Source organism: Labrenzia sp. C1B70, from assembly GCF_000475395.1.
Classification (GTDB): Bacteria; Pseudomonadota; Alphaproteobacteria; order Rhizobiales; family Stappiaceae; genus Roseibium; species Roseibium algicola.
Window position 1 is genome coordinate 352432 of the sequence record NZ_AXCE01000006.1, and the last position, 23611, is coordinate 376042.

The window sequence follows — 23611 nt, forward strand, 5'->3', positions numbered from 1 at the left end:
TCTGGAGATTCAGGAGATAAATTCATGAACGAAGATCTCACAAGCGTCCTGAAAACCTCTTGTCAGGATTGTGCATCCGGTGAAAGAAAATAGGCATTTGCCGGCGCAGTACTGCGCCGATACCAGTCGCCCTTGCATGGCATTCCCATTGCCACCGTGGCAATCTGCCTCTTGAATTTGGGCGGACGGGGCGACACTAAACGGCTGATGACAATAAAAAGGGAAAAGATCGGGACGGTGCTTGAGGGTGAGGGGCAGGACAGCGGAGCAGCAGCTGCTTTCGGCTGGCCGGACAAAGGAGAAAGCCGCAGCCTGAAACGGGCTGGTCGGCTGCTGGCCGTATCTGATCTGCTGTGGATCGCACAGGCCGGACTGATTTCCTGGGCGCTCGGATCGCTCCCCATGATGTTTTCCGCCGCGGATGACGGCCAGGTTATCGAAGGCGATCTGACAGGCTTGGCCTTCCAGGCTGCCGCCGGCATCGCACTGGTTGCTGTGTTGAGAGTGTTTCTGCAAAACCGAGCCGAAACGGTTGCCCGGCAAACTGCCCGTGCAATCCAGAGCAGGGCACGTGCAGAGCTGCTTTCCGTTGCCGCCAGAACGTCGCCATCTTCAGAATTCCCATCTTCGGGTGCCTTTGCCGCCCATGTTACCGAACAGGTTGACCTGCTCGGACCGTACTATCGGAATTTCGAACCTCAGAAGGTTCGGCTTCGACTTGTGCCCCTCGGCATCGTTGCCGCCACTGCCGTGTTCAGTTGGGTCGGCGCGCTGATCCTGGTAGTCTGCGGGCCGCTCATTCCTGTTTTCATGGCGCTGATTGGTATGCGTGCCAAGGCTGCGAGCGAGACGCAACAGGAAGAACTGGTGCGGCTGAGCGGCAGTCTGCTGGACAGGATCAGGGGCCTGGAAACACTGACCTTGTTTGGCGCAATCGAGCGTACCCAGCGGCAAATCGCTGACGCGGGCGAACGGTTCAGAACCGGCACCATGCGCGTCCTGAAGATCGCATTCCTATCCTCAACCGTTCTGGAACTCTTTTCTGCACTCGGAATAGCCTTCTGCGCGGTCTATGTGGGGTTTTCGCTATTGGGTGAAATCCAGGCTGGAACCTGGGGCGGGCCCCTGACCTTTGCGCAGGGCCTGTTCATTCTGCTGCTCGCACCGGAGTTCTTTGCCCCCTTGCGTGCCTACGCGGCAGCCTATCATGACAGGGCAGGCGGACTTACCGCGCGGAAGAAGCTGGCGACACTTTTCCCGTCGCAGGAAACCCCCGGAAACCCTAAGCGCGCTGAACGATCAGACGAGCCGGTCGGTACCATTTCAATTTCAGGCCCGCCCGCCATTCAGTTCAGGTCTGTCGGCATTTCCCATGATGAGCGCTGTGTCTACAAGGAGTTCGATCTGAGGATTGAGCCGGATGAAACGCTTTTGGTCGAAGGGCCGAGCGGCAGCGGCAAGACCACACTGATTGACGGGATACTGGGCTTCCAGGAGCCTGATTCCGGCAAAATTCAGGTGAACGACCTTACTGCAACCGCGATTGCACCGTTGCTTCGTCGAAAGGTTATATGGCTCGGCCAGTCGCCAAGGCTGTTTCACGGCAGTCTCAAGGCCAACCTCCTGAGAGCTGTTGATACATCTGCAGCGGTTACGGAAGACGATCTCTGGCAAGCCCTTCGCCTTGCCGGGGCCGAAGCGCTCGTCCAGCGTTTGCCTCGTGGTCTGGAAACACCTTTGGGAGAAGACGGTTTCGGCCTCTCGGTTGGGGAGATCCGCCGGGTGGCTCTCGCGAGGGCGGCAATGCGCAAGGATGCTGTCCTGCTGCTGGCGGACGAACCAACAGCCTCGCTGGATGAAGAAACGGCAGCAGATGTCATCGAGGGATTGCGGAAACTTTGCGATGGCCGGACCGCCGTGATCGCCACACACGACCCAGCTCTTCGGAAAATCGCCTCGCGGCGGATTGACCTGAAGGCGCTCGGCGTCCTCGCCGAAGGGGAGGTGTTCGCGTGAGGTCTGTCTGGCATATCATTCGCACCCAGCACCGGTACGACAGCTTTCATTTCTGGCTTGGCATTCTTGTGGCATTGCTGCCTGCGGCTGCCGGGCTTCTTCTGCTCGGCGTTTCCGGCTGGTTCATCACCGCCGCGGCTATTGCGGGTTTGAGTGGCGCGTTCTTGAACATTTTTGCGCCAAGCGCGCTCATTCGCGCCTTTGCAATAGTCCGTACCGCCGGCCGTTACGGTGAAAGGGTCCTGACACATGACGCCACGTTCCGGTTTCTGACTGGGTTCAGAAACCGGCTGTTTGCGGCGATGGCACTAAAGACAAACGACGGTCAGCGATCCGGATTGCTGCTCAATCGTCTGACACTCGACGTTGCCGTCCTCGATACGGTTTATTTGCGTCTGGTAGTTCCTCTGGTGCTGTCGCTGGTTGTTGCTGTCTCGTTGCTTCTGGTCTGGAGCAGCGTATCGCCGCTTTTGTTGCTTGCCGGAGTAGCCTTCGTTTTGGCCTGGCTCGGGCTCGCGGTCTGGACCTTTGCAAGGTCCGACACCAAAACCGCTCGCCGCTCTGACGCGGCGCTGGATGCCATGCGGCTTCGAGCTGCGGATCTGGCGGCAGGCCGGCGGGATCTTGCGATTTACGGCGGTCTGGAAGCGGCGGCCGACTCGGTCCTTGTCGCCGACACGCGATTGGCGGAAGCCCAGGAGGTTGAGGATCGCCGTACCAGCAAGCTGACAGCGAGTTCCACGCTCCTTGGACAGCTGTTTCTTGCCGTCATGCTTCTTGTCTGTCTGCACGAAGTCGGGAATGGCGCGCTGACGGCGGCTTTCAGCGTCGGTCTGATACTGGTGGTGATGGGGCTTTCGGAAATATTCTCGATGAGCTTGCCTGGCCTTTCCAGACTGCCTCGCGTCGCGTTGGCAGCTGGTCGGATCATGAACTTGATGCGTCGCCCCGATGAGGTCGAGCCTTCGCAGAGCCTTTCCGTACCAGAAACCGGACGCCAAGGCGCCGTGCCTGCGCTCGCTTTCGAGGACGTCAGTTTTGGCTATCCCGGTGCTGACAGAAGCGTTCTGGAGGGACTCTCCTTTCACCTTGCGCAAGGCGAAATTCTCGCATTGGCAGGGCGCAGCGGTTGCGGCAAGTCGACGATTGGGGCATTGGCCGCGCGGTTACGAAAGCCAAGGCAGGGGAAGATACTGCTGGGTGGGCTGGAAATCGACGGTATCTCCGAGAAAGAGCTACGCCGCAAGGTTACCGTCATTGGTCAAAAGGCCTATCTCTTCAACGAGACCGTTGCCGAGAACCTGCGTGTTGCAAACCCGGATGCTGGCGACACGGAACTTTGGCGTGCGCTTGAACAGGCGGCGCTTGCTGAACGTATTTCTGAAAATCCGAAAGGCCTGCAGACCATTCTCGGTGAGGGGGGGCTCGGATTGTCCGGTGGAGAGCAGAGGCGTCTTGCCCTGGCGCGTGCCTTTCTGACGCGGCCGGCCCTGTTTGTTCTGGACGAGATGACCGAGGGACTGGACGCCGCAACCGCTGCGGATGTTCTGGACCGGTTTTTGTCCTATCGCGGCGATGCGGCCGTCCTGACGATTGCACACCGTCGACAGGAGTTGGAGCGGGCAGACCGCGTACTGGATCTGACGGAACCATGCGGCAGCGGCATTCGGTCGCCGGAAATAATTCTTTCCGAATTTCAATGAGTTCTCCTGCAGTTTTCCGCATCTTGAGGTTGTCGCGACCTAACTGTCGCATTGACCTTGGGGGGGCGGTGGGCCACGATCAGCCCATAGGAAGACTCGTTTTCCAAGCCGGTTCATTGACGGGATTGGCGGCCGCAATCCGCATTCACTGTGAAGTTGATTGCCGTTGCCGGATCGGGACGAAAACCGGGTTTTCAATCAAGATCGACACAGGCCCGGTCTCCTCCGACAGGGCATTTACCCGTCGATCGTCCTGATGTGCAGACGTGCCTGTTGCGGTTCGATAGAACCTTTGACACGACTGCCGAAATGCTCGGGCCTCTCCGGTCCGTAAAGGGGGAATACGATGGAACTGAACGTCGTTGACCTGTCCCGGCTGCAATTTGCCATGACAGCGCTCTACCACTTCCTGTTTGTGCCTTTGACCATCGGCCTGTCGATCCTGCTGGCCACCATGGAAACAGTCTATGTGATGACCGGCCGAGAGGTCTGGAAGCGCATGGTCAAGTTCTGGGGCACCTTGTTCGGGATCAACTTCGTCCTGGGGGTCGCTACCGGTCTGACGATGGAGTTCCAGTTCGGCATGAACTGGGCCTACTTCAGTCAGTATGTCGGCGATGTCTTTGGTGCGCCTCTGGCGATCGAGGGCCTGATGGCTTTCTTTCTGGAAGCCACATTCGTTGGGCTGTTCTTCTTCGGCTGGGACAGGCTCTCCAAGCGCCAGCATCTGGCTGCCACGTGGGCCGTCGCGATTGGAACAAACCTGTCGGCGCTCTGGATCCTGATCGCCAACGGCTGGATGCAACACCCTGTCGGGTCCGCATTCAACCCCGACACCATGCGCATGGAAGTCACCAGTTTCTATGAAGTGCTGTTCAATCCGGTGGCGCAGGCCAAGTTCGTGCACACCGTGTCTGCAGGTTATGTCACCGCATCCATGTTCGTTCTGGGTATCTCTGCCTGGTACATGCTGAAAGGCCGACATATTCCGATCGCCAAACGATCCATGGCCATCGCGTCCGCCTTCGGCTTTGCATCTGCACTTTCGGTTGTCGTTCTCGGGGATGAAAGCGGCTACGAGGCCAACCTGAACCAGAAGATGAAACTGGCGACGATCGAAGCCATGTGGGAGACCGAGCCGGCTCCGGCCTCGTTCAACGTGATTGCCTGGGCGGATATGGAGAAGCGGGAGAACGTCTTTGCCATTGAAGTGCCCTATGTCATGGGCCTGATCGCAACGCGTTCCCTCGACACGATCATTCCCGGCATCAAGGATCTGGTTGAGCGGACAAAGGACCGCATCCGGCAGGGTGCCATAGCCTGGGATGCGCTGCAGAAAATCCGGCAGGATCCGGCAAATGCAAGTGCGGATGTCCGCGAGACCTTCCTGCAGAACGAGAACTCGCTTGGGTACGCCTATCTGCTGCTGCCGTTCACGGACAATCCGATGGAAGCGACCACCGCTCAGGTGGACGCTGCCGCCTGGTCCACCGTTCCGGAAGTCATGCCGATGTTCTATTCCTTCCGGATCATGGTGGCGTGCGGCTTCTTCTTCATCCTGATGACCACGGTGTTCTTCTACTATTCGTCGTCCGGACGGCTGGACGTTCTCAGAGAAAAGCGTCGTTGGCTGCTGCATGTCGCAGTCTGGTCGATCCCGTTGCCGTGGATCGCCTGCGAAATGGGCTGGTTCGTCGCCGAGTATGGCCGTCAGCCCTGGATCATCGAAAGTATGCTGCCGACCTCTGCCGGTGTCTCGAGCCTTAGCGTGACCGAGGTCCTGCTGACGCTTGCCGGCTTTGTTGCACTCTACAGCACGCTTCTGGTGATCGAGATCACGCTGATGATCAAATACATCAAGATCGGCCCGGAAGACGGCGAGAACCCGGATGCAATTCCGGCCGCGCCGAAGCAGCCGGTCCCGGCCGCAGCCTCTGTACCAGCGGAGTAATCGAAAATGATCCTCTATGAAATGATCGACTACTCCATCCTGAAGATGATCTGGTGGCTGCTGCTCGGCGTCCTTCTGATCGGCTTTGCCGTGATGGACGGTTTCGACATGGGTGTGGGCGCGATGCTGCCCTTTGTTGCCGAAACAGATATCGAACGGCGTGTCGTCATCAACACCATCGGCCCGACCTGGGAAGGAAATCAGGTTTGGTTCATCCTGGGGGGCGGGGCGATCTTTGCTGCCTGGCCGCCGCTCTATGCCATCAGCTTCTCGGGGTTCTATCTGGCGATGTTCGTGGTACTGGCCGCGATGATCCTGCGGCCGGTGGCCTTCAAGTATCGGTCCAAACGGCCGGATCCCTCCTGGCGCAACGCCTGGGACTGGGCACTGTTCACGGGGTCTTTCGTACCGGCGCTTGTCTTCGGTGTTGCCGTCGGCAATGTGTTGCTCGGGGTCCCGTTCTCGCTCGATAACGATCTGCGCATGACATACGAAGGGTCGTTCTTCGGTCTGTTCTCGCCGTTCTCGCTGCTGTGCGGGCTGTTGTCGGTGACAATGCTCGTCACGCACGGGTCTGTCTGGCTGGTGATGCGGGCGTCAGGTGATATTGCTGCGCGCGCGCGGCGGTTCGGCACGGTAACGGCAGGCCTCAGCATCGCTCTGTTCGCTCTCGGCGGGTATCTCGTTGCCAGCGGCTATGTGGAAGGTTTCCGCATTACATCCGAAGTCGATCCGAACATGGCGGCCAATCCACTGGCGAAGCAGGCGATCACCGAAGGTGGGGCGTGGATGTACAACTACACTGTCCACCCCATCCTCTGGCTGGCCCCCGGTCTCGGGTTCCTTGGCCTGTTCGGAACGCTCGTGCTTTTGCAGACACGTTTCGAAATGCCGATCTTCCTCTTCTCGAAGCTGGCGATTTTCGGGATCATCTCGACAGTCGGTGTCTCGATGTTCCCGTTCATCCTGCCATCATCGATACAGCCCGAAGCCAGCCTGACGGTTTGGGACGCATCTTCCAGCCACCGGACCTTGTTCAACATGCTGGTGGCGACGCTCATCTTCCTGCCGATCATCCTTGTCTACACCGCTTGGGTGTACAAGGTCCTGTGGGGCAAGGTGGATGAAGAAACCATCGAACGTGACAACCACAGCGCTTACTGAGGAGACTGCAACATGTGGTATTTTGCCTGGGTCCTCGGAATGCCTTTGGCCTGCGCCATGGCGATCCTGAACGCGATGTGGTTGGAGCTTAGGTCGGAGGACGAACGCCGCCGTCTGGAAGGCCGCAAGTAGTTCCGGCTTTTCTGGAAATCGTGTTGGAAAATGAAAAAGCCCCGGATTGCTCCGGGGCTTTTTGCTGGACCAGTTCCTGGTGGATCAGGCGGCCTGCACTTTTGCAGCGCGCAGCTTTTCCAAGATGTTCTGCGGCGAGGAAACGCCGTAAGGATCGCTTTCGCAGTTGTCGGAGAAGCCTTCTTCTTCGAACCACTGCTCGACGATGCCGTCATTGATGACCGCGCCATAGCGCCAGGAGCGCATGCCGAACCCGAGATTGTCCTTGGCGACCAGCATGCCCATCTTGCGGGTGAACTCGCCGGATCCATCCGGAATAACCTTGACGTTCTCGACGCCCTGGGCTTTTGCCCAGGCATTCATCACGAAAGCGTCGTTGACGGAGATGCAGTAGATTTCATCAACGCCTTCAGCCTTGAACTCTTCAAACAGCTTTTCGAAATCCGGAAGCTGATAGGTGGAGCAGGTCGGAGTGAATGCGCCTGGAAGCGAAAACAGAACGACCTTCTTGCCCTTGAAGTAGTCGTCGCTGGTCTTGTCTTCCCAGCGGAACGGGTTCGGACCTTCAATGGAATCATCACGGACGCGGGTGCGGAAGGTAACGAACGGAACTTTTTTGCTGAGCATCGCAAACTCCAGAAATTGAATGGTTGCAAACTGTCCAGAGCGCCGAAATCGTGCCTTGCCCGCGGGAGGAGAACCGGGCAGGGCACAAGCGCCCTGAAAGTGGAGGAGAAGTTCGGCCTAGCCCATTTGCTGCAATGCCGCAATCCATTTTGCTCCGCAATAGACAAGAAGCCTGTGCGAAGCACTCAATCGAGGCGATATGCCGCTGGTCGGCATTTCCAGGGGCACGGTTGGCGGACTTCTGTGGGTGGTCCGCCTTTTCCGGAAAAAGCACTCAAATCATTGTATACACGCTTAATTTCGGTCATTAAGCTAACCACGTCCCGTGCGGTTCGCCTTTGGCGCAATGCGGGGCTGAGGAGGGGGCTCCAGAAGGTCGGGTCTTGACGCCGTGACCAGAGCGAAATGCGACTTCCAGCAGCAAGAGTGATGAATGCGTAGGGTCTTTCGGGCGGTACACATGCTTTGCATGGGGTTTGCCGCGATCGTCTTTTTCGGCCAGCTGGCCATGGTGCTCATGCGCTATCTGCTTGGCTTCGGTCTTCTGGAAATCCAGGACGCGGTCAACTACGCTTTTGCAGCCCTCGTGGCCCTTTCTGTCGCCGTTTCCTTCGATGCAGACAAGCACGTGCGGGTCGATGTATTTCGCCAGAATTGGAGCGAGCGGACAAACCGGCGTATCGACTGGGTTGGAGACCTCCTGCTCGCGCTGCCGGTATTTGCGATCATGCTCTGGACGGCATTCCCGCTCGTCAAAAGCTCCTGGGCGATATTGGAAGGCTCTCCGGAAACCGGCGGTCTGCCCGGCCTGTTTCTGGTCAAGACCTGTCTGGTGATCCTGCCTGCGCTGGTGGTGATCTACATTCTTCAAAAGCTGTTCGGTGCGATGCGACGGAAATTTTCATGACTGCCGATATCATCTGGCTCATCATTCTGGCCCTTTCCGTATTTGCCTTTATTCTTTCGGGCGTGCCGGTCCTGCTTGCAATCGCCGGCGCACCGACGATTGTCGCGCTGGTCGCCGCCGCCACCGGGCATTTTGACCTCGTGTTTTTCCAGGCTGTTCCCCAGCGCGTTTATGGCGTGATGACAAATCCGCTCCTGTTGGCGGTGCCGCTTTTCGTGCTGATGGGGTTGCTTCTGGAAAAGTCGCGCCAGGCAGAGCGGATGCTCCAGAGCCTGACGGCCGCGATGGGCGGGCAGCAGTCAGCTCTGGCGCTTTCTGTGGTTCTGGTAAGCGCACTCATTGCCGCCTCGACCGGTATCATTGGAGCAACCATCGTCATGCTGGGCACGATCACACTCCCGGCTCTGTTGGCCGCGGGCGTGAACAAGCACATGAGCAGTGGCCTCATTTGCGCCAGCGGCACGCTCGGTCAGATCATTCCGCCGTCGATCGTTCTGATCCTCCTGGGAGATCAGGTATCCAATGCCTACTTCGAAGCGCAGCAGGAAGCCGGCAACTTCGCGCCGGACCCGGTTACGGTGGGGGATCTCTTTGCCGGTGCGCTGATCCCGGGGCTGCTCCTGGTCGCGCTTTATGCGGCGTACGTCCTGCTGCGACTGCGCCGGGCCTCTCCGAAGGGACAGGAAGCTAAGACCCCGACACCAAAGCCTCGCGTGTCAGGCCGGGAATTATTCCGGGATATCGCGCCCACGCTCGGGTTGATCATCGCCGTACTCGGCAGCATCCTGATTGGCATTGCAACGCCAACGGAAGCCGCAAGTGTCGGTGTCGCGGGGGCTGTACTGATCGCGGCTGCAGGAAGCGACGGCAAGGTGGCGCGTGTTGCCATGGCCTGCGCTGCCTTTGCTATTCTGCTGTTGATCCTGCGCAGGCTCGGTCTGTTCGGTCTGGAGTTTGAAGGAGGCCGGATCAGCTGGACGACACTGACGATCGTCTCCGTCGTTATGACGGCCGCTGCCCTTGTCATGCTGGCCATCGCAGCAGCTTCTCTGATCCGGGGAGGGGTTCTTGTGCCCGCGCTGCGGGAAACCGTCACCATCACCGGAATGATCTTCGGTATCGTGATTGCTGCCAGCATCCTGTCGCTCGTGTTCCGAGGATTCAACGGTGATGAACATGTGGCCGAGTTGCTGCACGCCTTGCCGGGCGGCGCTTATGGCATGTTGTTGCTGACAATGCTGGTGATCTTCCTGCTCGGATTCATTCTGGAATTCGTGGAGATCATTTTCATTGTTGTTCCGATTGTCGGGCCGATTATCCTGCAAAGCGACATAAGCCCGGTCTGGTTTGCGGTCCTGATTGCGCTTAACCTGCAAACTTCGTTCTTGACGCCGCCATTCGGGTTTGCGCTTTTCTATTTTCGATCGGTTGCACCGGCGGATATCCGCACCTCTGACATTTATGTTTCGGTGATCCCGTTTGTCGCCATCCAGCTTCTGGCGCTCGGTCTGGTCGCCGCCTTTCCGGCACTGGCAACCCTGTTGCCGGACGTCCTGTTTTGAACATCGAGGGAGACACAAGTATGAAAAGACGTGATTTTCTGAAGGCTGGTGCCGTCGCCGCACCTGCCAGCCTGCTGGCAGCACCGGCAATTGCGCAAGGCAAGATCGAATGGAAGCTGCCGACCTCCTTTCCGGCGAAGGCGCCGGGTGTCGGCACCAACGTGACCGCCTTTGCCGACCGCGTGGCTGCAATGTCCGATGGACAGCTGACTTTCAAGGTCTATTCCAGTGGTGAGCTCGTACCGCCGTTCGGTGTTGAAGATGCCGTGGAGCAGGGCACTGCCGAGATCGGTCATTCGACGCCTTACTATGCCGCGTCCAAGAACACCGCCATGCACTTCTTCTCTGCCGTTCCTTTCGGCATGACCGCGGTCGAAACAACCGCTTGGCTTCGCTATGGCGGCGGACAGGACCTGTGGGACAGCCTTTATGAAGAACGCGGCCTCAAGCCGTTTTATTCCGGCAGTTCGGGCGTACAGGCGGCCGGCTGGTTCAAGAACCCGGTGGAAAGCCTCAACGATCTTGCCGGCCTCAACATGCGCATTGCCGGTCTGGGCGGCGAAGCCATGCGCAAGCTCGGCGTCAACGCTGTCCTGCTGCCGCCTCCGGAAATCTTCCCGGCCTTCCAGTCCGGCGCCATCGATGCGGCCGAGTGGGTTGGTCCCATGCTGGACCAGGCATTCGGCCTGCAGAAGGTCGCCAGCTACTGCTATGTGCCGGCCTTCCACGAGCCGTCAGCCGCACTGGAAATCGTCGTCAACAAGGAAGCCTACGACAGCCTGCCGGCGAACCTTCAGGCAATCATCGCCTATGCTGCGGAAGCGGCTTCCGTCGAGACCACCGCACAGTTCGATTATTACAACGCGGTTGCCATGAAGAAACTGAAGGAAGACGGCGTTACCTTTGCCAACTTCCCGGATGATGTCCTGGCTGCGCTGAAGACGGCTGTTGCGGAAGTGATGGCGGAAAACGCTGCCGCCAATCCGAAGTTTGCCGAAGTGCAGAAAAGCTATGACGCGTTCCTCGAGCTTGCCAAGGACTACGCGGCACTGGTGAAGGCAACCACTTTCACCCAGCGCATGTAAGCTGAGTTGATCCTGCCGGTGGCATGGGCCACCGGCGGGGCTTCAGGTTTCCAGCTGCCGTTCGCGCAGGACGATGGCGATGCCGCTCGCGATGATGATCGCGGCACCGACATAGGTTGCTATGTCGGGAATTTCCCCCCACAAGAGCCAGCCGAGCAGGGTCGCCCACAAGAGCGCGGTATAATCGAATGGCGCGACAACGGCTGCTGGGGCAAAGCGGAAGGCCTGTGTCATCAGGGTGATGCCGGCCGTGCCGAATAGTGCGATGCCAAGAAACAGCCAGATGTCCTCCGCGCGTGGCTGCACCCAGACGAAGGGCATCGCAAAGGCACTCATGATTGCGCCGGCCCCCACCAGATAAAGCATCAGGGTCCAGACACTCTCGCGCGGGTCGACAAGGCGGGCGCTGAGCATGAGCGCGGCATAGAAGAAAGCCGTTGCGATTGGGAGGAGCGATGCTGCCTGGAAAGTGCCTGAACCCGGACGGACAACCACCAGAACGCCCAGAAATCCCACGAGCACTGCCGTCCACCGACGCCAGCCCACTTGCTCTCGCAAGACCAGGGCGGAAAGCGCTGTCACAAAAACAGGCATGACAAAAATCAGAGCTGTTGCTTCGGCGAGGCCAAGAAGGCTCAACCCGGTGAAAAACAGCGTGGCGGCGCAGAGCCACAACACTCCGCGCAGAAGATGGGCTGCCGGGCGGTGCGAGATCAAGGCAGATCTTCCACCCATTTTCAGTGCGATCAGAACCGCAATCGGAAGCGCGATCAAATTGCGCAGAAACAGGATCTGGATGGGGCTGTAGTCAGCCGTCAGTGTTTTGGCAATGGCGTCGTTGAGGCATAGGCACACGACACCTGCACACATCATTCCGATTCCGGTGGTCACCTGATTGCGACCGCCGGTCATGGCCGTTTCCATTCCCGTGTCTCCCTGGTTTTGGCGCAGTGAAGCATCGGGGCAGGCAAGGCGGCAAGGCACGATTTCACGAAATCAGGCCTGTCCGGACACCAGGAGAAACTGGAATACGGAAATTGCTGATGCCGCTACGTAATTCGTTTCGGGGCGATAGTGTTTTGCGGTAAGATGCAATCATCGATTGTTTTCGACGTTCCCAGGTCCACTGTCCGGAAGCCCCGTCCCATGGCATTGACGTCTCCCTATTTCCGCAACGTGCCGCAGCTCACCGCAGCGTCCACCAACAGCCCTTGGCTCGGCAGCGGGTCAAGCGGTCATGGAGTGCATCTGGTTCAGTTCGGGTTGATTGACCTGGGGTTTCCCATGCCAAAATCCGTTGGTGGAACGGGGCTCAGTCCGGATGGGGTCTACGGCAGTGAAACCGTGCAAAAGGTCAAGGAGTTCCAGCGTTCAACGCATGGCGGAGCCCCGATCAAGGACGACGGCGCCGTCGGACGAAATACCATGGCCAAGCTGGACCGGGCGCTCGCGTCCTTCACGCACAAGGTTCGTGTGCACATCTTTGTCGTGGTGACGCCGGATGCTCCGGTGGCAACTGCGGAAACGACTGCTAAGGAGCTTTATGGACATTACGGTATCAACTTCGAGGTAGCTTCCATCCAGTCGCTGGCATTGACCGCTGCCGAGGAGACGGAGTTTTCGCAGCATGGCCTCTTGTTTGCCCGGATGAAGGAACTTGCCGAGGCGCATACGTCCGTCAGGATCCGTCCGAATGAAATCATGGTGTTCTATATCCGTCGCTTCAATCCCGACACGGATCTGGCCCTGTCCAAGGCTAACCACACGGGTGCTGTTACCCGAATCAAGAAGAACGCGGATGCCAGCACACTTGCCCATGAGGTCGCCCATAATCTGATCGACAGTCCACGGGGTGTGAGCGAACATGTGGCACACAAGCAGAACATCCTGGCGACGCTACCCCGGACCACGCCCTTTGTGCTGAGTTTCGAACAGATTCAGCAGATGCGGCGCAACATTCGGCTGTTGCGGGCGTGACGACGGATGATTGAAGGCCAAGGTCATCTGGTCAGCATCGTTAGCGGAGGCTAGCATCCGGCAGTTCAAACTGATCCATCTTTGACAGAGAGACCCGCATGCACGCCTTCCTGCCGTTCGATTTAGACGACATCGTTCCCGAACAAGATGCGCCAGCACCGGAAAAGATCATTGCGGGCGATCCTAAGTTTACCACCTGGTTGGTTGAAACGACGGACAACGAGACCCTGTTCTCGGGCGTATGGGAAGCAACACCGGGAGCCTGGAAAATCTCTTATGACGAATGGGAGTTCTGTTCGATCCTTTCCGGCAGGTCGGTGCTGACCGACAAGGACGGCGTCACCCGGGAAATTGGCCCCGGAGACAGCTTTGTCCTGCAGCCCGGTTTCTCCGGAACCTGGGAAGTCCTTGAAACCACTCGCAAGCTTTTTGTGATCCGCCTGCCGTCTTGAAGATGGGGCATTCCAGGAGCTGAGCAACTTGACTTTTCAGGATTAGCTGCGAACGCATATGAGCACGTACCCTGACCTTTCGGAGTTCGGTAAGGTCAGGGTAGATTGCAGCGCTATTGTTTGGGGTACCTCAACAGCATCGTGCTGCTCGTAAGCTGATGAGGCTTTTGACGCAGCTGAAGAGAAACCGGGAACGGTGTTACCCGGTTTGCATTTTTCGGTCAGATTACTTCTGCGACTGAAAACCGGCAGGTTCTGTCAGCAAAAGGATGACGAACACCAGAACGGGTGTCAGCACCACGCTTGCCAGGAAGCAGCCGAAGGAACCAAGCCGTGTGTCCCGACCGCGGTAGCCGACCAGGACACACAAGAGCAGATAGATGACCAGTGGTGCGACAAACATCAGGCGGCTTCCGACTTCTCTTCCGCGATGTCTTCGCCCTTCTTCACCATCTTCTTGAAATGCTCCTTGTAGGCAGCCGCGTCGAAACTCAGGAAATCTCCACCGGTTTCAAAATGCTGCTGGAACACCTTGCCGACGGCAAAGGTGAAGGCACCAAGCGTTGCGCCTGATCCGACGATACCGAGCGCAGTGCCGAGCACGGGAATGGTTTTCATGAAGCTGGTGGCGATAAAGGTTCCCGCACCGACACCGCCGAGACTTCCCAGAAGCGTGGTTACTGCAGTTCTTGCGCGATTTTCCGAGAATGGCACGTCATAGACGGCTGCCAGCTTGCGGATGAGGTTGAGCTGCGTTCCGATTGCGGCGACGAGATCGAAGATCGGAACTGGAATGAGGCCGGTACCTGTACCGACGATGACATGGTCCCGAATGATCTTTTCGGCTGCCAGCGTGCGTTCTTCCGGGGTCAGCGGAGCACTTTCGGTCTGAGCCTTGCCGTCTGCCAGCTTTTCAGCTGCATCAACAGTGTCCTCAGCTTCTGATTTTGCGGAACTTGTGCGAGTGGACTTCGTTGTCATTTCACAGTTTCCTTTCTTCAGCGTCGCAGCTCCCCGCTGCTTACTCTACGTGAGCGTAGCTTGAGTGCGGTCCGATTTCAATCTTACAATCAGCGCGGTATCAATTGTCAGTTTGCGGCTTTTCCGTGTTTTGATCATTCGAAGCAGGCGCGGTCTCACCTGACGTCGTGCTTTCGCTTGATGTACTGTCGCCGGTCGAATTTTCGTCAGGCCTCAGCTGTGTCTCCTGATCCTGAGATGTATCTGCCTCTGCTGTAGGAGCGTTCGGGAAAAGCTGTGGCAGGTTATCAAAATCAGGCAGTCGGTAGCGCTGCGGATTAACCGGAGCGGGCGCTGGTAAATTCGGCTGGTTTGCAATGTCGCTGCCCAGGATGAGCGGAAGCTGATCTTTCCCGCCACCGACGATCACGATCTTGCTGTTGTTGGACTTGGACAGTTCGACGGTCGCTTCAATTCCGCGCCAGGTCAGCAGTTGCGGCGTCAGGGCATCTGCAACAATCGAGTAGAATGTCTGGTAGCCTATGGCGTCGATCCGCTTGCGTTCCGCTTCCTTGCGGGCCTGCTCCAGCACGTATTCATAGGCGAGGGCGTTCTGTTCCTCGGTCAGCTTACGTGAAATCGCCTGATTGATTTCCTTCGGCAGTTCGATCCGGCGAATGATAACCTGGTCGAAGACGATGAGATCCTGATTGTTGGCTTCAATGGTCTCCATGACTTCCTTTTCGAGGCGCGTCATGTCGACCTGATAAAGCTCATGAGGGTCGTATTTGCCGATCACCGAGCGAACCGCTTCCACGGCGGTCGGGCGGACGAAACGGTCGGCGTATTCCGGCCCGATCGCCCGGTGCAGTTTGCCGGCATTATCCGCCTTCGGGTAATACAGAACCGAAATATCGGATGTGATGCGCAAGCCGTCCGCTGCCAGGCCGTGGACCGTTTCATCCTGTTTCTGGATGCGGACTTCGTACCGGTAGATGCGGTTCCACGGCCATTTGATGTTGATGCCTTCGGGATAAACAAACCTGGTTTCGGTGCCGACGGTGAGGGTTCTGAACAGGACGCCGACTTCACCCGGCCCGATGACAAAGAACGTCAGCGGCCACAAGACAATCGAGACGAAACCGAGCAGCAGCAGATAGGCGATGGCCTTGTCGGTCCGGCTCATCCTGTGGATCTTGCGCGGCTTCTTTTTCGGCTTACCAACTTCGACGTCGTCTTCCGCAACGCTCATTCAGCGCTCCCAGGAATTGAAACGGCTCCGCAGCTCGTTAAAGTGACCTAGCGGCCAAGAAACGCATAAAAACAAGAACTCTCAATGCTTTCCGAGCAGTCTTGTCTGCGTCAATTACAGCACAGTTGCAAGAAAACAACTCTGTGGCAAGCGTGTTTCTTGAGCTAGGCAAGAGCCAAAGAATTTGCTTAAGTTGTGTTGTGTAGCGTTGCGTCACTACAACGTATGGTTAATTTCACGGTTTGTGAAACCAAGATCGAAACAGACAATGGGAGTGGTGAGTGTCAGCCAGCACAGGGTCATTCAGTTTCGATCGCAAGGACCTTAGCCGGTTCCTTTTCGACCTTTACGATTATGAGCCAAGGCTCTTGCGCAAGCTGATCTCCGCCAGGCCCTACGTTTGCCCATTCGAAGAGATGGAGCGGCATGTTCCAGCAAATGCAAAGGTTCTGGATGTAGGCTGCGGCAATGGCGCGTTGCTGGCGATTCTGCTGGCATCCGGAAGGATAAGCGAAGCAACCGGCTGCGATGTACACGAAGGCGCTCTTGCCTCGGCCCGCAAGGCAGCGGGGAGAACGGGGCACTCAGCGGAAGTATCCTTCCTGCAAATTGACAGCTTCGCGGAGCTGCCGGACGACTGCTTCGATGTGGTGACCATGGTCGACGTGCTGCACCATGTTGCCGAACCTGAACGGATGACGGCTGTTGAAGAGGCGATCAAACGGGTCGGTCCCGCAGGAGTGTTCCTTTTCAAGGATATGGTCGAAGCACCTTTCTGGCGCCGCCTTGCCCACAATATCGATGACCTGATTTTTTCCGGTGAATGGGTGAAGCAGGTGAAAACCGCAGAAGTTGAGAAGCAGGTAAGGGCTGCGGGCTTTGAACTGGTCGAGAGTCTCGAAATACCAAGGGTCTTTTACGGCAACACCCTGAGGGTTTTTCGAAAAATTTAGTAAACGTCGAAAAGAGATATGTTGAACGACGAATGTGAATAAAAATTAACTTATCTTCTGCGAAAAATTCGTGAATTGTTTTTTATTGCCGTTAGGTCATGAGAATGAAAAGTGAGTAGGTAACTAATTTAAACGATCGATTACTTTGCTTAAAACCGGTCCTGGGGGGTGATTTGAGTTCTGGTGTTGCAAATCGTCATATGTTTCTGGCCGGGTATATTCTGGTGCCTGGAAGCCATTTCGCCGGCATGTGGCGCCACCCGTACAGCGAAACGGATTTCTGTGATCCCGATCTCTTCAAGGATACGGCGGTCACATTGGAACGGGGCGGGTTCGACCTCGCATTCATTCCAGAATCGCTCAGCGTGACAACCGGACTGAACGACAACTACGAAACCTTTTTGAAACACGGTGCGGTTGGTGCCATCCGCCATGACCCGAACCTGCTGGTTTCCCTCATGGCCTCGGTAACGAAGTCGCTCGGTTTTACCGTCACGCTATCGACCACCTACATGGAACCTTATCATCTGGCCCGTACGCTCAGTACGCTGGACCATTTCAGCAGGGGCCGGATCTCGTGGAATGTCGTAACCTCCGCTGGTCCGAGCAACGGGCACAATTTCGGTCATTTCCCAAAGCTCATTTCTCCCGAAGCCTATGACAGGGCGGAAGAGATCCTGGAGATCTGCCGCAAGCTCTGGAAGTCCTGGGAACCGGACGCGCTGGTAAGCGACAAGGCGTCCGGGCTTTACGCGGACACCGGCAAGATCCATCCCATTGATCACGAAGGCGAACGCTTCAAACTTCGAGGTCCCTTGTCACTTCCCGCGGGACCGGACGGTGAACCGATCCTGATGAGTGTCGGCGTTTCTCCGCGGGGTCGCGATTTTTCCGCCAAGTGGGTTGATGTCGTTTTCGCAATTCAGGCAGACGCCGAGGGCATGTCGGAACTGCGTGCCGATGTTCGCCGCCGGGCTGCAGAGATGGGGCGCGACCCGGAGAAGATATTCCTGCTGACGGCGGTGCAGCCTGTGATCGGTGAAACCGAAGCCATTGCAAAAGCGCGGGCCGAATATCTGGACGAGCTGATCCATCCGGATGTCGCCATCGCCTTTCTGTCGGGCATGATCGGCGTCGACGCGACAGGTTTCGATCCTGATACGCCAATCGACAAGGTGTTGGAGAGTTCTGGCAAGTCGCCAAACAAGGCGGCTGTCGATGGCGGAGCCGCATTTCCCTGGTTGGAGAGGATCCGGGAAGAGGACAGGGGAAGGCTCTGGACGCTTCGCGACATTGCCATTCGGATGGCGCGGAGCACGTCGACGCCGCGTCTTGTCGGAACGCCGGAACAGGTGGCCGATCAGCTTGAGAGCTATTTTACAAGCGGCGCTTGCGACGGCTTCGTGATTACCCCGACCCACTTTCCCGGAAGCTTTGACGAGTTTTCCCGCTCCGTCGTGCCAATTCTCCGCCGGCGAGGGCACGTACGGCCGGCGGGGCACGAACCTTTGACACTCAGGCAGCGCCTCGGGCTGCAAGGCTGACGATATTTCAATTCGGTTTCGGCCGGACAGGCAAAACAGAAACGGCAATTCTTCGACGGAGTTGATCTCAATGACATCCCGCGAAAGTGGTTTCCAGACAGCAAGGGCAAAGGCTGCCTCAGGCAGCAATGCGCGTCCGGATGCCAGCCATTTGCCGTTGGAAGCAACATCGGACAATGAGACTGATTCTGTTCGCGCACTTTTTGCCAGGCAGGTGAAGTCGAGACCTGGTGACACGGCACTGATACTGCCGGATAAGGTTCTGACCTTCGAGGAACTGGACCGGAAGGCGAACCGTGTCGCGTGGTACCTCATCGGCCGGGGTGTCGGGCCTGGCAACATCGTGGCACTCGGCTGTGCTGCCGGGCCGGACCTCGTCGTAAGCCTGCTGGGCGTGATCAAGACCGGAGCGTGCTACATGCCGCTCGATCCGACCTATCCTCGACAGCGTCTGATTGACATGCTTCAAGACGCAGAGCCGGATCTGATCCTTGCGGAACAACCGGTCGCCGGCGTCATTGAGGCGGCAGGTCAGACAGCGCGGGCGGTCTTTCTCGGAAACGGTTCGCTGAGCCGGGACATCGCCAGACAGCCTGATACCGCTCCTGTGGGTGTTGATCTTGTTCGCCGGCTGACGGGCCATGATCCTGCCTATCTGGTCTATACGTCCGGTTCCACCGGGCGGCCCAAGGGCGTTCTCGGGCGGCAGGCCGCTCTTGCCAACAGGCTGACCTGGATATCGGAAGCCTTGCCCTTCGCGCCGGGTGAGCGGACGTTGTTCAAGACCTCCTTGAACTTCATTGACGGGTCGACCGAGCTGTTGGGCGTCTTGTGCAATGGCTGTGCGGTCGTCCTCGAAGGTGGAAATGTTTCCGCTGACCCAAGGCGACTGGCAGAGACGGTGGCGGCGTTTGCCGTCACGCGGTTGACCGTTGTGCCGAGCCTGCTGGCAAGTCTTCTCGAGGACGACTGTTTGCCAGACTTGAAGGGCTGCCGGACCTGGGTCACGAGTGGCGAGCCTCTACCATCAAGTCTTCTGCAAAAATTCTGCGAAAAACTGCCAGACGCCCGCTTGTTCAACTTCTACGGTGCGTCAGAAGCTGCGGGGGACAGCCTCTGGGCGCGATGTGATGCAGACAGGAAAATTGCCATCGGCAACCCTATACGGGAAACAGTCGTCTACCTGCTCGACGATCTGCTTCAGCCTGTCTCCGACGGAGAGACCGGTGAACTCTACATAACCGGCACAGGTCTTGCGCTTGGATATCATCGCCAACCGGACAAGACCGCAGAACGGTTCGTCGCTTCGCCCTTCGGACCCGCTGGTGCCTTGCTTTACAGAACAGGCGACGTTGCGCGGCGAATGCCTGACGGTGGTTACGAATATCTGGGGCGTTCCGATCATCAGGTGAAGATACGCGGCGTCCGCGTCGAGCCGGGAGAAGTCGCAGCAGCCCTGGACAGATTGCCGGAAGTTGCCCGTTCGGCTGTCGTTGCGAAGCGACGTGACAACACGGACGTCTATCTTGCTGCCTATGTTGTCTGGGAAGTGGGAGCCGATACAAATGTCGCAAGGCTTATGGCCGCCTTGGCAGAAGCTCTCCCTCCAGCCTTTCTGCCGTCGGCGATTATGGCTCTCGATGCGCTTCCGCTCACACCCAATGGCAAGTTGGACAGGGCAGCGTTGCCGGATCCAGTGCGGACGGCTGGGCGGAGCGCAAGCGGAACGCAGAGCGACCTTGAAACCGCAATCTGCAAGGCATTTACAGAGCTGCTCGGCGTCCACTCGGTTTCAGTCCATGATAATTTCTTTCTCCTGGGTGGGCATTCACTGCTGGCCGCGCGTCTTGCTTATCGACTGAGAGACCGATTTGGCGTGCAGATCGCTCCTGGCGAGATTTTCGACGCGCCGACACCGGCTGCGCTTGCCCGTCTGATAGGGGCAGCGAAACCATGTTCCCTGAAACAGAAATCCGTTGCGCGACCCGACAAGGTTCCGCTGTCTTCTGCTCAAAAGCGTCTCTGGTTCCTGCAGCGGCTTCACCCGGAAGATACTTCCTACAATCTGGCCTACCGCTTCCGGCTTTCCGGCGCTGTCGATCCGTCCGTTCTCGGGCAAGCCTGGTCAGACGTTATCGAGAGGCACGAGGTCTTGCGGACCGTTTATCCGCAAGACGGGGCCGGAGAGCCGTATCAGGAGATCCGTACGGGTTTCGTTTCGGAAGATGTCATACGGATTGTTTCAGTACCAGTAGCTGAAGGCCGGTCAGAACTCTCCCGTCAGTCTTCCAGTCCGTTCGATCTGTGCAAGGACCTGCCGGTGACAGTGTCCATCGTTACGGACGAAAATTTCGGTCCTGAACCGCAATGCATGATGCAGATTGTCGTGCATCATATCGCGATTGACGGTGGCGCCCTGCGTCCATTGCTTGCCGACTTCGAGATGGCCTTTGCGGCGAGAATGAGCGGCAAGGAACCTGTCTGGCAAAAGCCGGCAGTCCAATATGCCGACTTCGCAAGTTGGCAGCATACCCGGCTGTCCGAGGCAGCGGAACAGGAACTTGCCGCTCGTCTTGCTGAAGCAAGCGAAGACCTCGCAGGCGCTCCGGATTGCGTTGATCTGCCTTGTGCCGAAGGGCAACGAAAGAATACCTATTGGCAAGGCGACGGAGTAGCCGTCGCGATCCCGCCAGAGCTTCATTGCAAGCTTGAGCGACTGGCATTGGAAACTCGGACCAGCCTGTTCATGGTACTGCAGGCTGCGATGGCTGCGACCTTGTCACGGCTCGGCGCTGGGGACGACATCGTCATCGGAACGCCTGTCGATGGCCGCCCGGACAGCTCTTTCGAAGAAACCGTAGGCCTCTTCGTCAACATGCTGGCGCTCCGGAGCGATCTTTCCGGCAGGCCGACCTTTCGCGCGTTATTGGCCGATACGCGTCACCGGAACCTTGCCGCCTATTCCCGCCGGGACTTGCCGTTCGAGCTCGTGGTCGACAAGGTCGCTCCAAGCAGGGACCTGTCCTTTCATCCGGTGTTCCAGACCGTTCTGGCGCTCGATATGGCAGGAGCGACTGTTGTTACTTTGCCGGGGTTGGGCTGCGAAGTTGAAGACGTGCCTGTCGAAGCCTCAAAGTTCGATCTTTCCTTCGACCTGACTGCTCATCGCGACGAGGTCGGAGGCGCAGGCGGTATCGACGGGCGGATCGAATTCCGGACAGATCTCCTGGATCGGGAGGTTGCGGGCAATATTTCCCGGCGTTTCATCGATCTGCTTCGCGCAGCCGTGGAAAATCCGGACAAACGGATCGACCACCTCATGATTGTCGATCCCGACGAAGCGTCACGCCTTGCCGCCTTGTGCGAAGGCAAGCAGGTCGAAAAAGCTGCGATCGAAATGTCTTTGCCCGAGCGGTTTCGTCTGTTGGCCAGGGAAAAGGGCGAGAAGGTCGCTCTCTCCAGCCAGACCCGCACGCTTTCCTATGCCGAGCTCGATGCATTGTCGGACCGCGTTGCGCAAAACCTCCTCCGCCGGGGCGTTGCACCTGGGGCACGGGTCGCGGTCCTGATGGACCGTTCCATTGATCTTGTCGTCGCAACGCTCGCGATCGTGAAGGCAGGTGGGGCATATGTTCCCTTGAACAGGAACGATCCTGCCAACAGGCTTCAACAACTCGTTGCCGACACCCGGGCCCACCTCGTGCTGACTGACAGTGAAGACGCGATATCAGTCAGTTTCAATGATGCACCCTGCGTTCCTTTCAGCCACCTGCAAGTGGCGGCGGGAAAGGAGACCTTACCGAATATCGCCAGTGGACAGATCGCCTGCGTTCTCTTCACCTCCGGCTCCACAGGCAGGCCGAAGGGGATCGCGATCAGCCACCGCAATATTCAGGCCCTCGCGCTCGACGGATGCTGGCCGGACGGCTCTCATGAGCGGGTCTTGCTGCATTCGCCCTATGCATTTGACGCTTCGACCTACGAAATCTGGACACCGCTCATGTTGGGGCAGGAGCTTTTCATCGCGCCGCCTGGCATTCTCGATGCTGAAACGATTGCGCGGCTGGTCGAAGAGCACAAGGTGTCTGCAGCCTGTATCACGACACGTCTTTTCAACATCATTGCAGGTGAAAAACCCGAAGCATTCAAGCCTTTGAGGTCAGTGCTGATAGGTGGTGAGGCGGCTTCCGCAGAAGCCTTGCGCCGGGCAACGGCAGCTTCGCCTGGTACGCGGTTCGTCAATGGCTATGGCCCGGCAGAGGGCACGACCTTCGTGACCTGGCATGCAATGCACACGCTGGAGAAATCCGCCCACAAGGTTCCCATCGGGTTGCCGCGTGACAATTGTAGCGTCCGAATTCTGGATGACCGCCTGCAACCTGTCGGTATCGGCATGGTGGGCGAGCTTTACCTGGCCGGTGACTGCCTGACGCTTGGCTATCTCGACCGGACCGGTCTGACGGCCGAGCGCTTCGTTGCCGATCCCGCGGGGCCCGCAGGCAGCAGAATGTATCGGACCGGGGATCTGGTGCGCTGGCGCAGTGACGGCTTGCTGACCTTCGTCGGACGTGCCGATCACCAGGTCAAGATCAATGGCTTCCGTATCGAGCCGCAGGAAATCGAAAACGCCATCGGTAGGCAGTCGGACATAGGCCAGTGCACGGTGATCGTGCGTGAAGACAGACCCGGAGAAAAGAAACTCGTTGCCTATGTTGTCGGTACGGGGACAGGAGAACCAGATCTTGCAGGCTTGCGAAAAAGGCTTGCCGAGACACTCCCTGCATTCATGGTGCCAGCCCATTTTGTTCTTCTGGAACAACTTCCTTTCACGACCAATGGCAAGCTGGACATCAAGCGCCTGCAGACGCCTGAAATTCACGGCGATGGAGCGAAGGTACCTGCGGGGCAAACCGAGACCGATATCTGCGCATTGTTTGCTGATCTACTGGGTCTGGAAACCGTAGGACCTGCCGACAACTTCTTCGCACTTGGCGGCGACAGTATTCTCTCCATCCAGCTGGTCAGCCGAGCACGGCGAACAGGGCTGGTGTTTTCGGCAAGGGATGTCTTCAGCAACAAGACCCCTGCAGAGCTCGCAACGGTTGCGCAAAGGCAGCAATTGCCGGAGATCGGAACTGATCTCAAGTCAGGATGGATCAGCGAGGAAGATCTGAGCATTGTCAGCAGCCGCTACGGCGGTTTGCTATCGACGGTGTGGCCGTTGACGGGTCTTCAGTCGGGTTTGCTGTTTCACGCCTTGATGGACGCTGAGACGGGCGAGGACGCCTACAAGGTGCAGACGGTGGTCAGCCTCGATGGCCCGGTG

18 protein-coding genes are annotated in these 23611 nt (G+C 57.9%); 13 read left to right on the forward strand and 5 right to left on the reverse strand.

All coding sequences use genetic code 11. The annotated features are described in order from the left end of the window. Positions 1–207: 207 nt before the first annotated feature. The 5 genes from cydD (at position 208) to cydX (ending at position 6966) form a co-directional block, all read left to right on the forward strand. On the forward strand, positions 208–2016 hold the full coding sequence (gene cydD / locus Q666_RS43345) for a thiol reductant ABC exporter subunit CydD (protein WP_023004101.1): 1809 nt from the start codon (positions 208–210) through the stop codon (positions 2014–2016). Further along, positions 2013–3719 (forward strand): thiol reductant ABC exporter subunit CydC, encoded by a 1707-nt coding sequence (gene cydC / locus Q666_RS43350; protein ID WP_023004102.1) that lies wholly within the window; start codon positions 2013–2015, stop codon positions 3717–3719. Before cydD ends, cydC begins: the two co-directional genes overlap by 4 nt. Positions 3720–4065: 346 nt before the next feature. Further along, positions 4066–5670, forward strand: coding sequence for a cytochrome ubiquinol oxidase subunit I (locus tag Q666_RS43355; RefSeq protein WP_023004103.1), 1605 nt, complete (start codon positions 4066–4068; stop codon positions 5668–5670). Positions 5671–5676: 6 nt separating this feature from the next. Beyond that, positions 5677–6834: a cytochrome d ubiquinol oxidase subunit II gene (cydB, locus tag Q666_RS43360; protein ID WP_023004104.1), complete on the forward strand. Its 1158-nt coding sequence runs from the start codon at positions 5677–5679 to the stop codon at positions 6832–6834. A 12-nt stretch (positions 6835–6846) separates the two neighbouring features. Next, positions 6847–6966, forward strand: coding sequence for a cytochrome bd-I oxidase subunit CydX (cydX, locus tag Q666_RS65465; RefSeq protein ID WP_031270783.1), 120 nt, complete (start codon positions 6847–6849; stop codon positions 6964–6966). 84 nt (positions 6967–7050) lie between these two features. On the opposite strand, the gene Q666_RS43365 is transcribed toward cydX, so the two are convergent. Further along, complete coding sequence (locus Q666_RS43365; RefSeq protein WP_023004106.1) at positions 7051–7593, reverse strand: peroxiredoxin; 543 nt, start codon at positions 7591–7593, stop codon at positions 7051–7053. A gap of 433 nt (positions 7594–8026) precedes the next feature. Here Q666_RS43365 and Q666_RS43370 point away from each other — a divergent pair, with 433 nt between their 5' ends. The 3 genes from Q666_RS43370 to Q666_RS43380 are packed head-to-tail and all read left to right on the forward strand — an operon-like array spanning position 8027 to position 11147. Then, a complete protein-coding gene (locus Q666_RS43370; protein ID WP_031270785.1) occupies positions 8027–8500 on the forward strand; it encodes a TRAP transporter small permease subunit in 474 nt (157 codons plus the stop codon). Further along, positions 8497–10062, forward strand: coding sequence for a TRAP transporter large permease subunit (locus Q666_RS43375; protein WP_023004108.1), 1566 nt, complete (start codon positions 8497–8499; stop codon positions 10060–10062). Before Q666_RS43370 ends, Q666_RS43375 begins: the two co-directional genes overlap by 4 nt. Before the next feature lie 20 nt (positions 10063–10082). Then, entirely contained in the window at positions 10083–11147 is a 1065-nt protein-coding gene (locus Q666_RS43380; RefSeq protein ID WP_023004109.1) for a TRAP transporter substrate-binding protein, read from the forward strand. A 42-nt stretch (positions 11148–11189) separates the two neighbouring features. Here the strand turns inward: Q666_RS43380 and Q666_RS43385 are convergent, their stop codons facing one another. After that, positions 11190–12071, reverse strand: a complete 882-nt coding sequence (locus Q666_RS43385) for a DMT family transporter (protein WP_023004110.1) — start codon at positions 12069–12071, stop codon at positions 11190–11192. A gap of 222 nt (positions 12072–12293) precedes the next feature. Between Q666_RS43385 and Q666_RS43390 the strand changes: the two genes are divergently transcribed. Both Q666_RS43390 and Q666_RS43395 read left to right on the forward strand, forming a co-directional pair. Further along, positions 12294–13124 carry a peptidoglycan-binding protein gene (locus Q666_RS43390; RefSeq protein WP_023004111.1) on the forward strand — a complete coding sequence of 277 codons (831 nt, stop codon included), beginning with the start codon at positions 12294–12296 and terminating at the stop codon, positions 13122–13124. Positions 13125–13222: 98 nt separating this feature from the next. After that, positions 13223–13576: a cupin domain-containing protein gene (locus Q666_RS43395; RefSeq protein ID WP_023004112.1), complete on the forward strand. Its 354-nt coding sequence runs from the start codon at positions 13223–13225 to the stop codon at positions 13574–13576. 226 nt (positions 13577–13802) lie between these two features. Here the strand turns inward: Q666_RS43395 and Q666_RS66365 are convergent, their stop codons facing one another. The 3 genes from Q666_RS66365 to Q666_RS43405 form a co-directional block, all read right to left on the reverse strand. Then, positions 13803–13979: a hypothetical protein gene (locus Q666_RS66365; RefSeq protein ID WP_023004113.1), complete on the reverse strand. Its 177-nt coding sequence runs from the start codon at positions 13977–13979 to the stop codon at positions 13803–13805. Next, positions 13979–14557, reverse strand: coding sequence for a DUF697 domain-containing protein (locus Q666_RS43400; RefSeq protein ID WP_023004114.1), 579 nt, complete (start codon positions 14555–14557; stop codon positions 13979–13981). The genes Q666_RS66365 and Q666_RS43400 overlap by 1 nt, the downstream gene beginning before the upstream one ends. A gap of 100 nt (positions 14558–14657) precedes the next feature. Next, positions 14658–15788, reverse strand: a complete 1131-nt coding sequence (locus Q666_RS43405) for a prohibitin family protein (RefSeq protein ID WP_023004115.1) — start codon at positions 15786–15788, stop codon at positions 14658–14660. 281 nt (positions 15789–16069) lie between these two features. Here Q666_RS43405 and Q666_RS43410 point away from each other — a divergent pair, with 281 nt between their 5' ends. The 3 genes from Q666_RS43410 to Q666_RS43420 all read left to right on the forward strand — a co-directional run. Then, the gene (locus tag Q666_RS43410) at positions 16070–16741 is read left to right on the forward strand and encodes a class I SAM-dependent methyltransferase (RefSeq protein WP_152533310.1); all 672 of its coding nucleotides are present in this window, start codon (positions 16070–16072) and stop codon (positions 16739–16741) included. A 173-nt stretch (positions 16742–16914) separates the two neighbouring features. Further along, a complete protein-coding gene (locus tag Q666_RS43415) occupies positions 16915–18285 on the forward strand; it encodes an NtaA/DmoA family FMN-dependent monooxygenase (RefSeq protein ID WP_286133995.1) in 1371 nt (456 codons plus the stop codon). Between the two features lie 70 nt (positions 18286–18355). Next, positions 18356–23611, forward strand: a 5256-nt coding sequence (locus Q666_RS43420; RefSeq protein WP_023004118.1) for a non-ribosomal peptide synthetase, incomplete at its 3' end; no start/stop codon positions are given.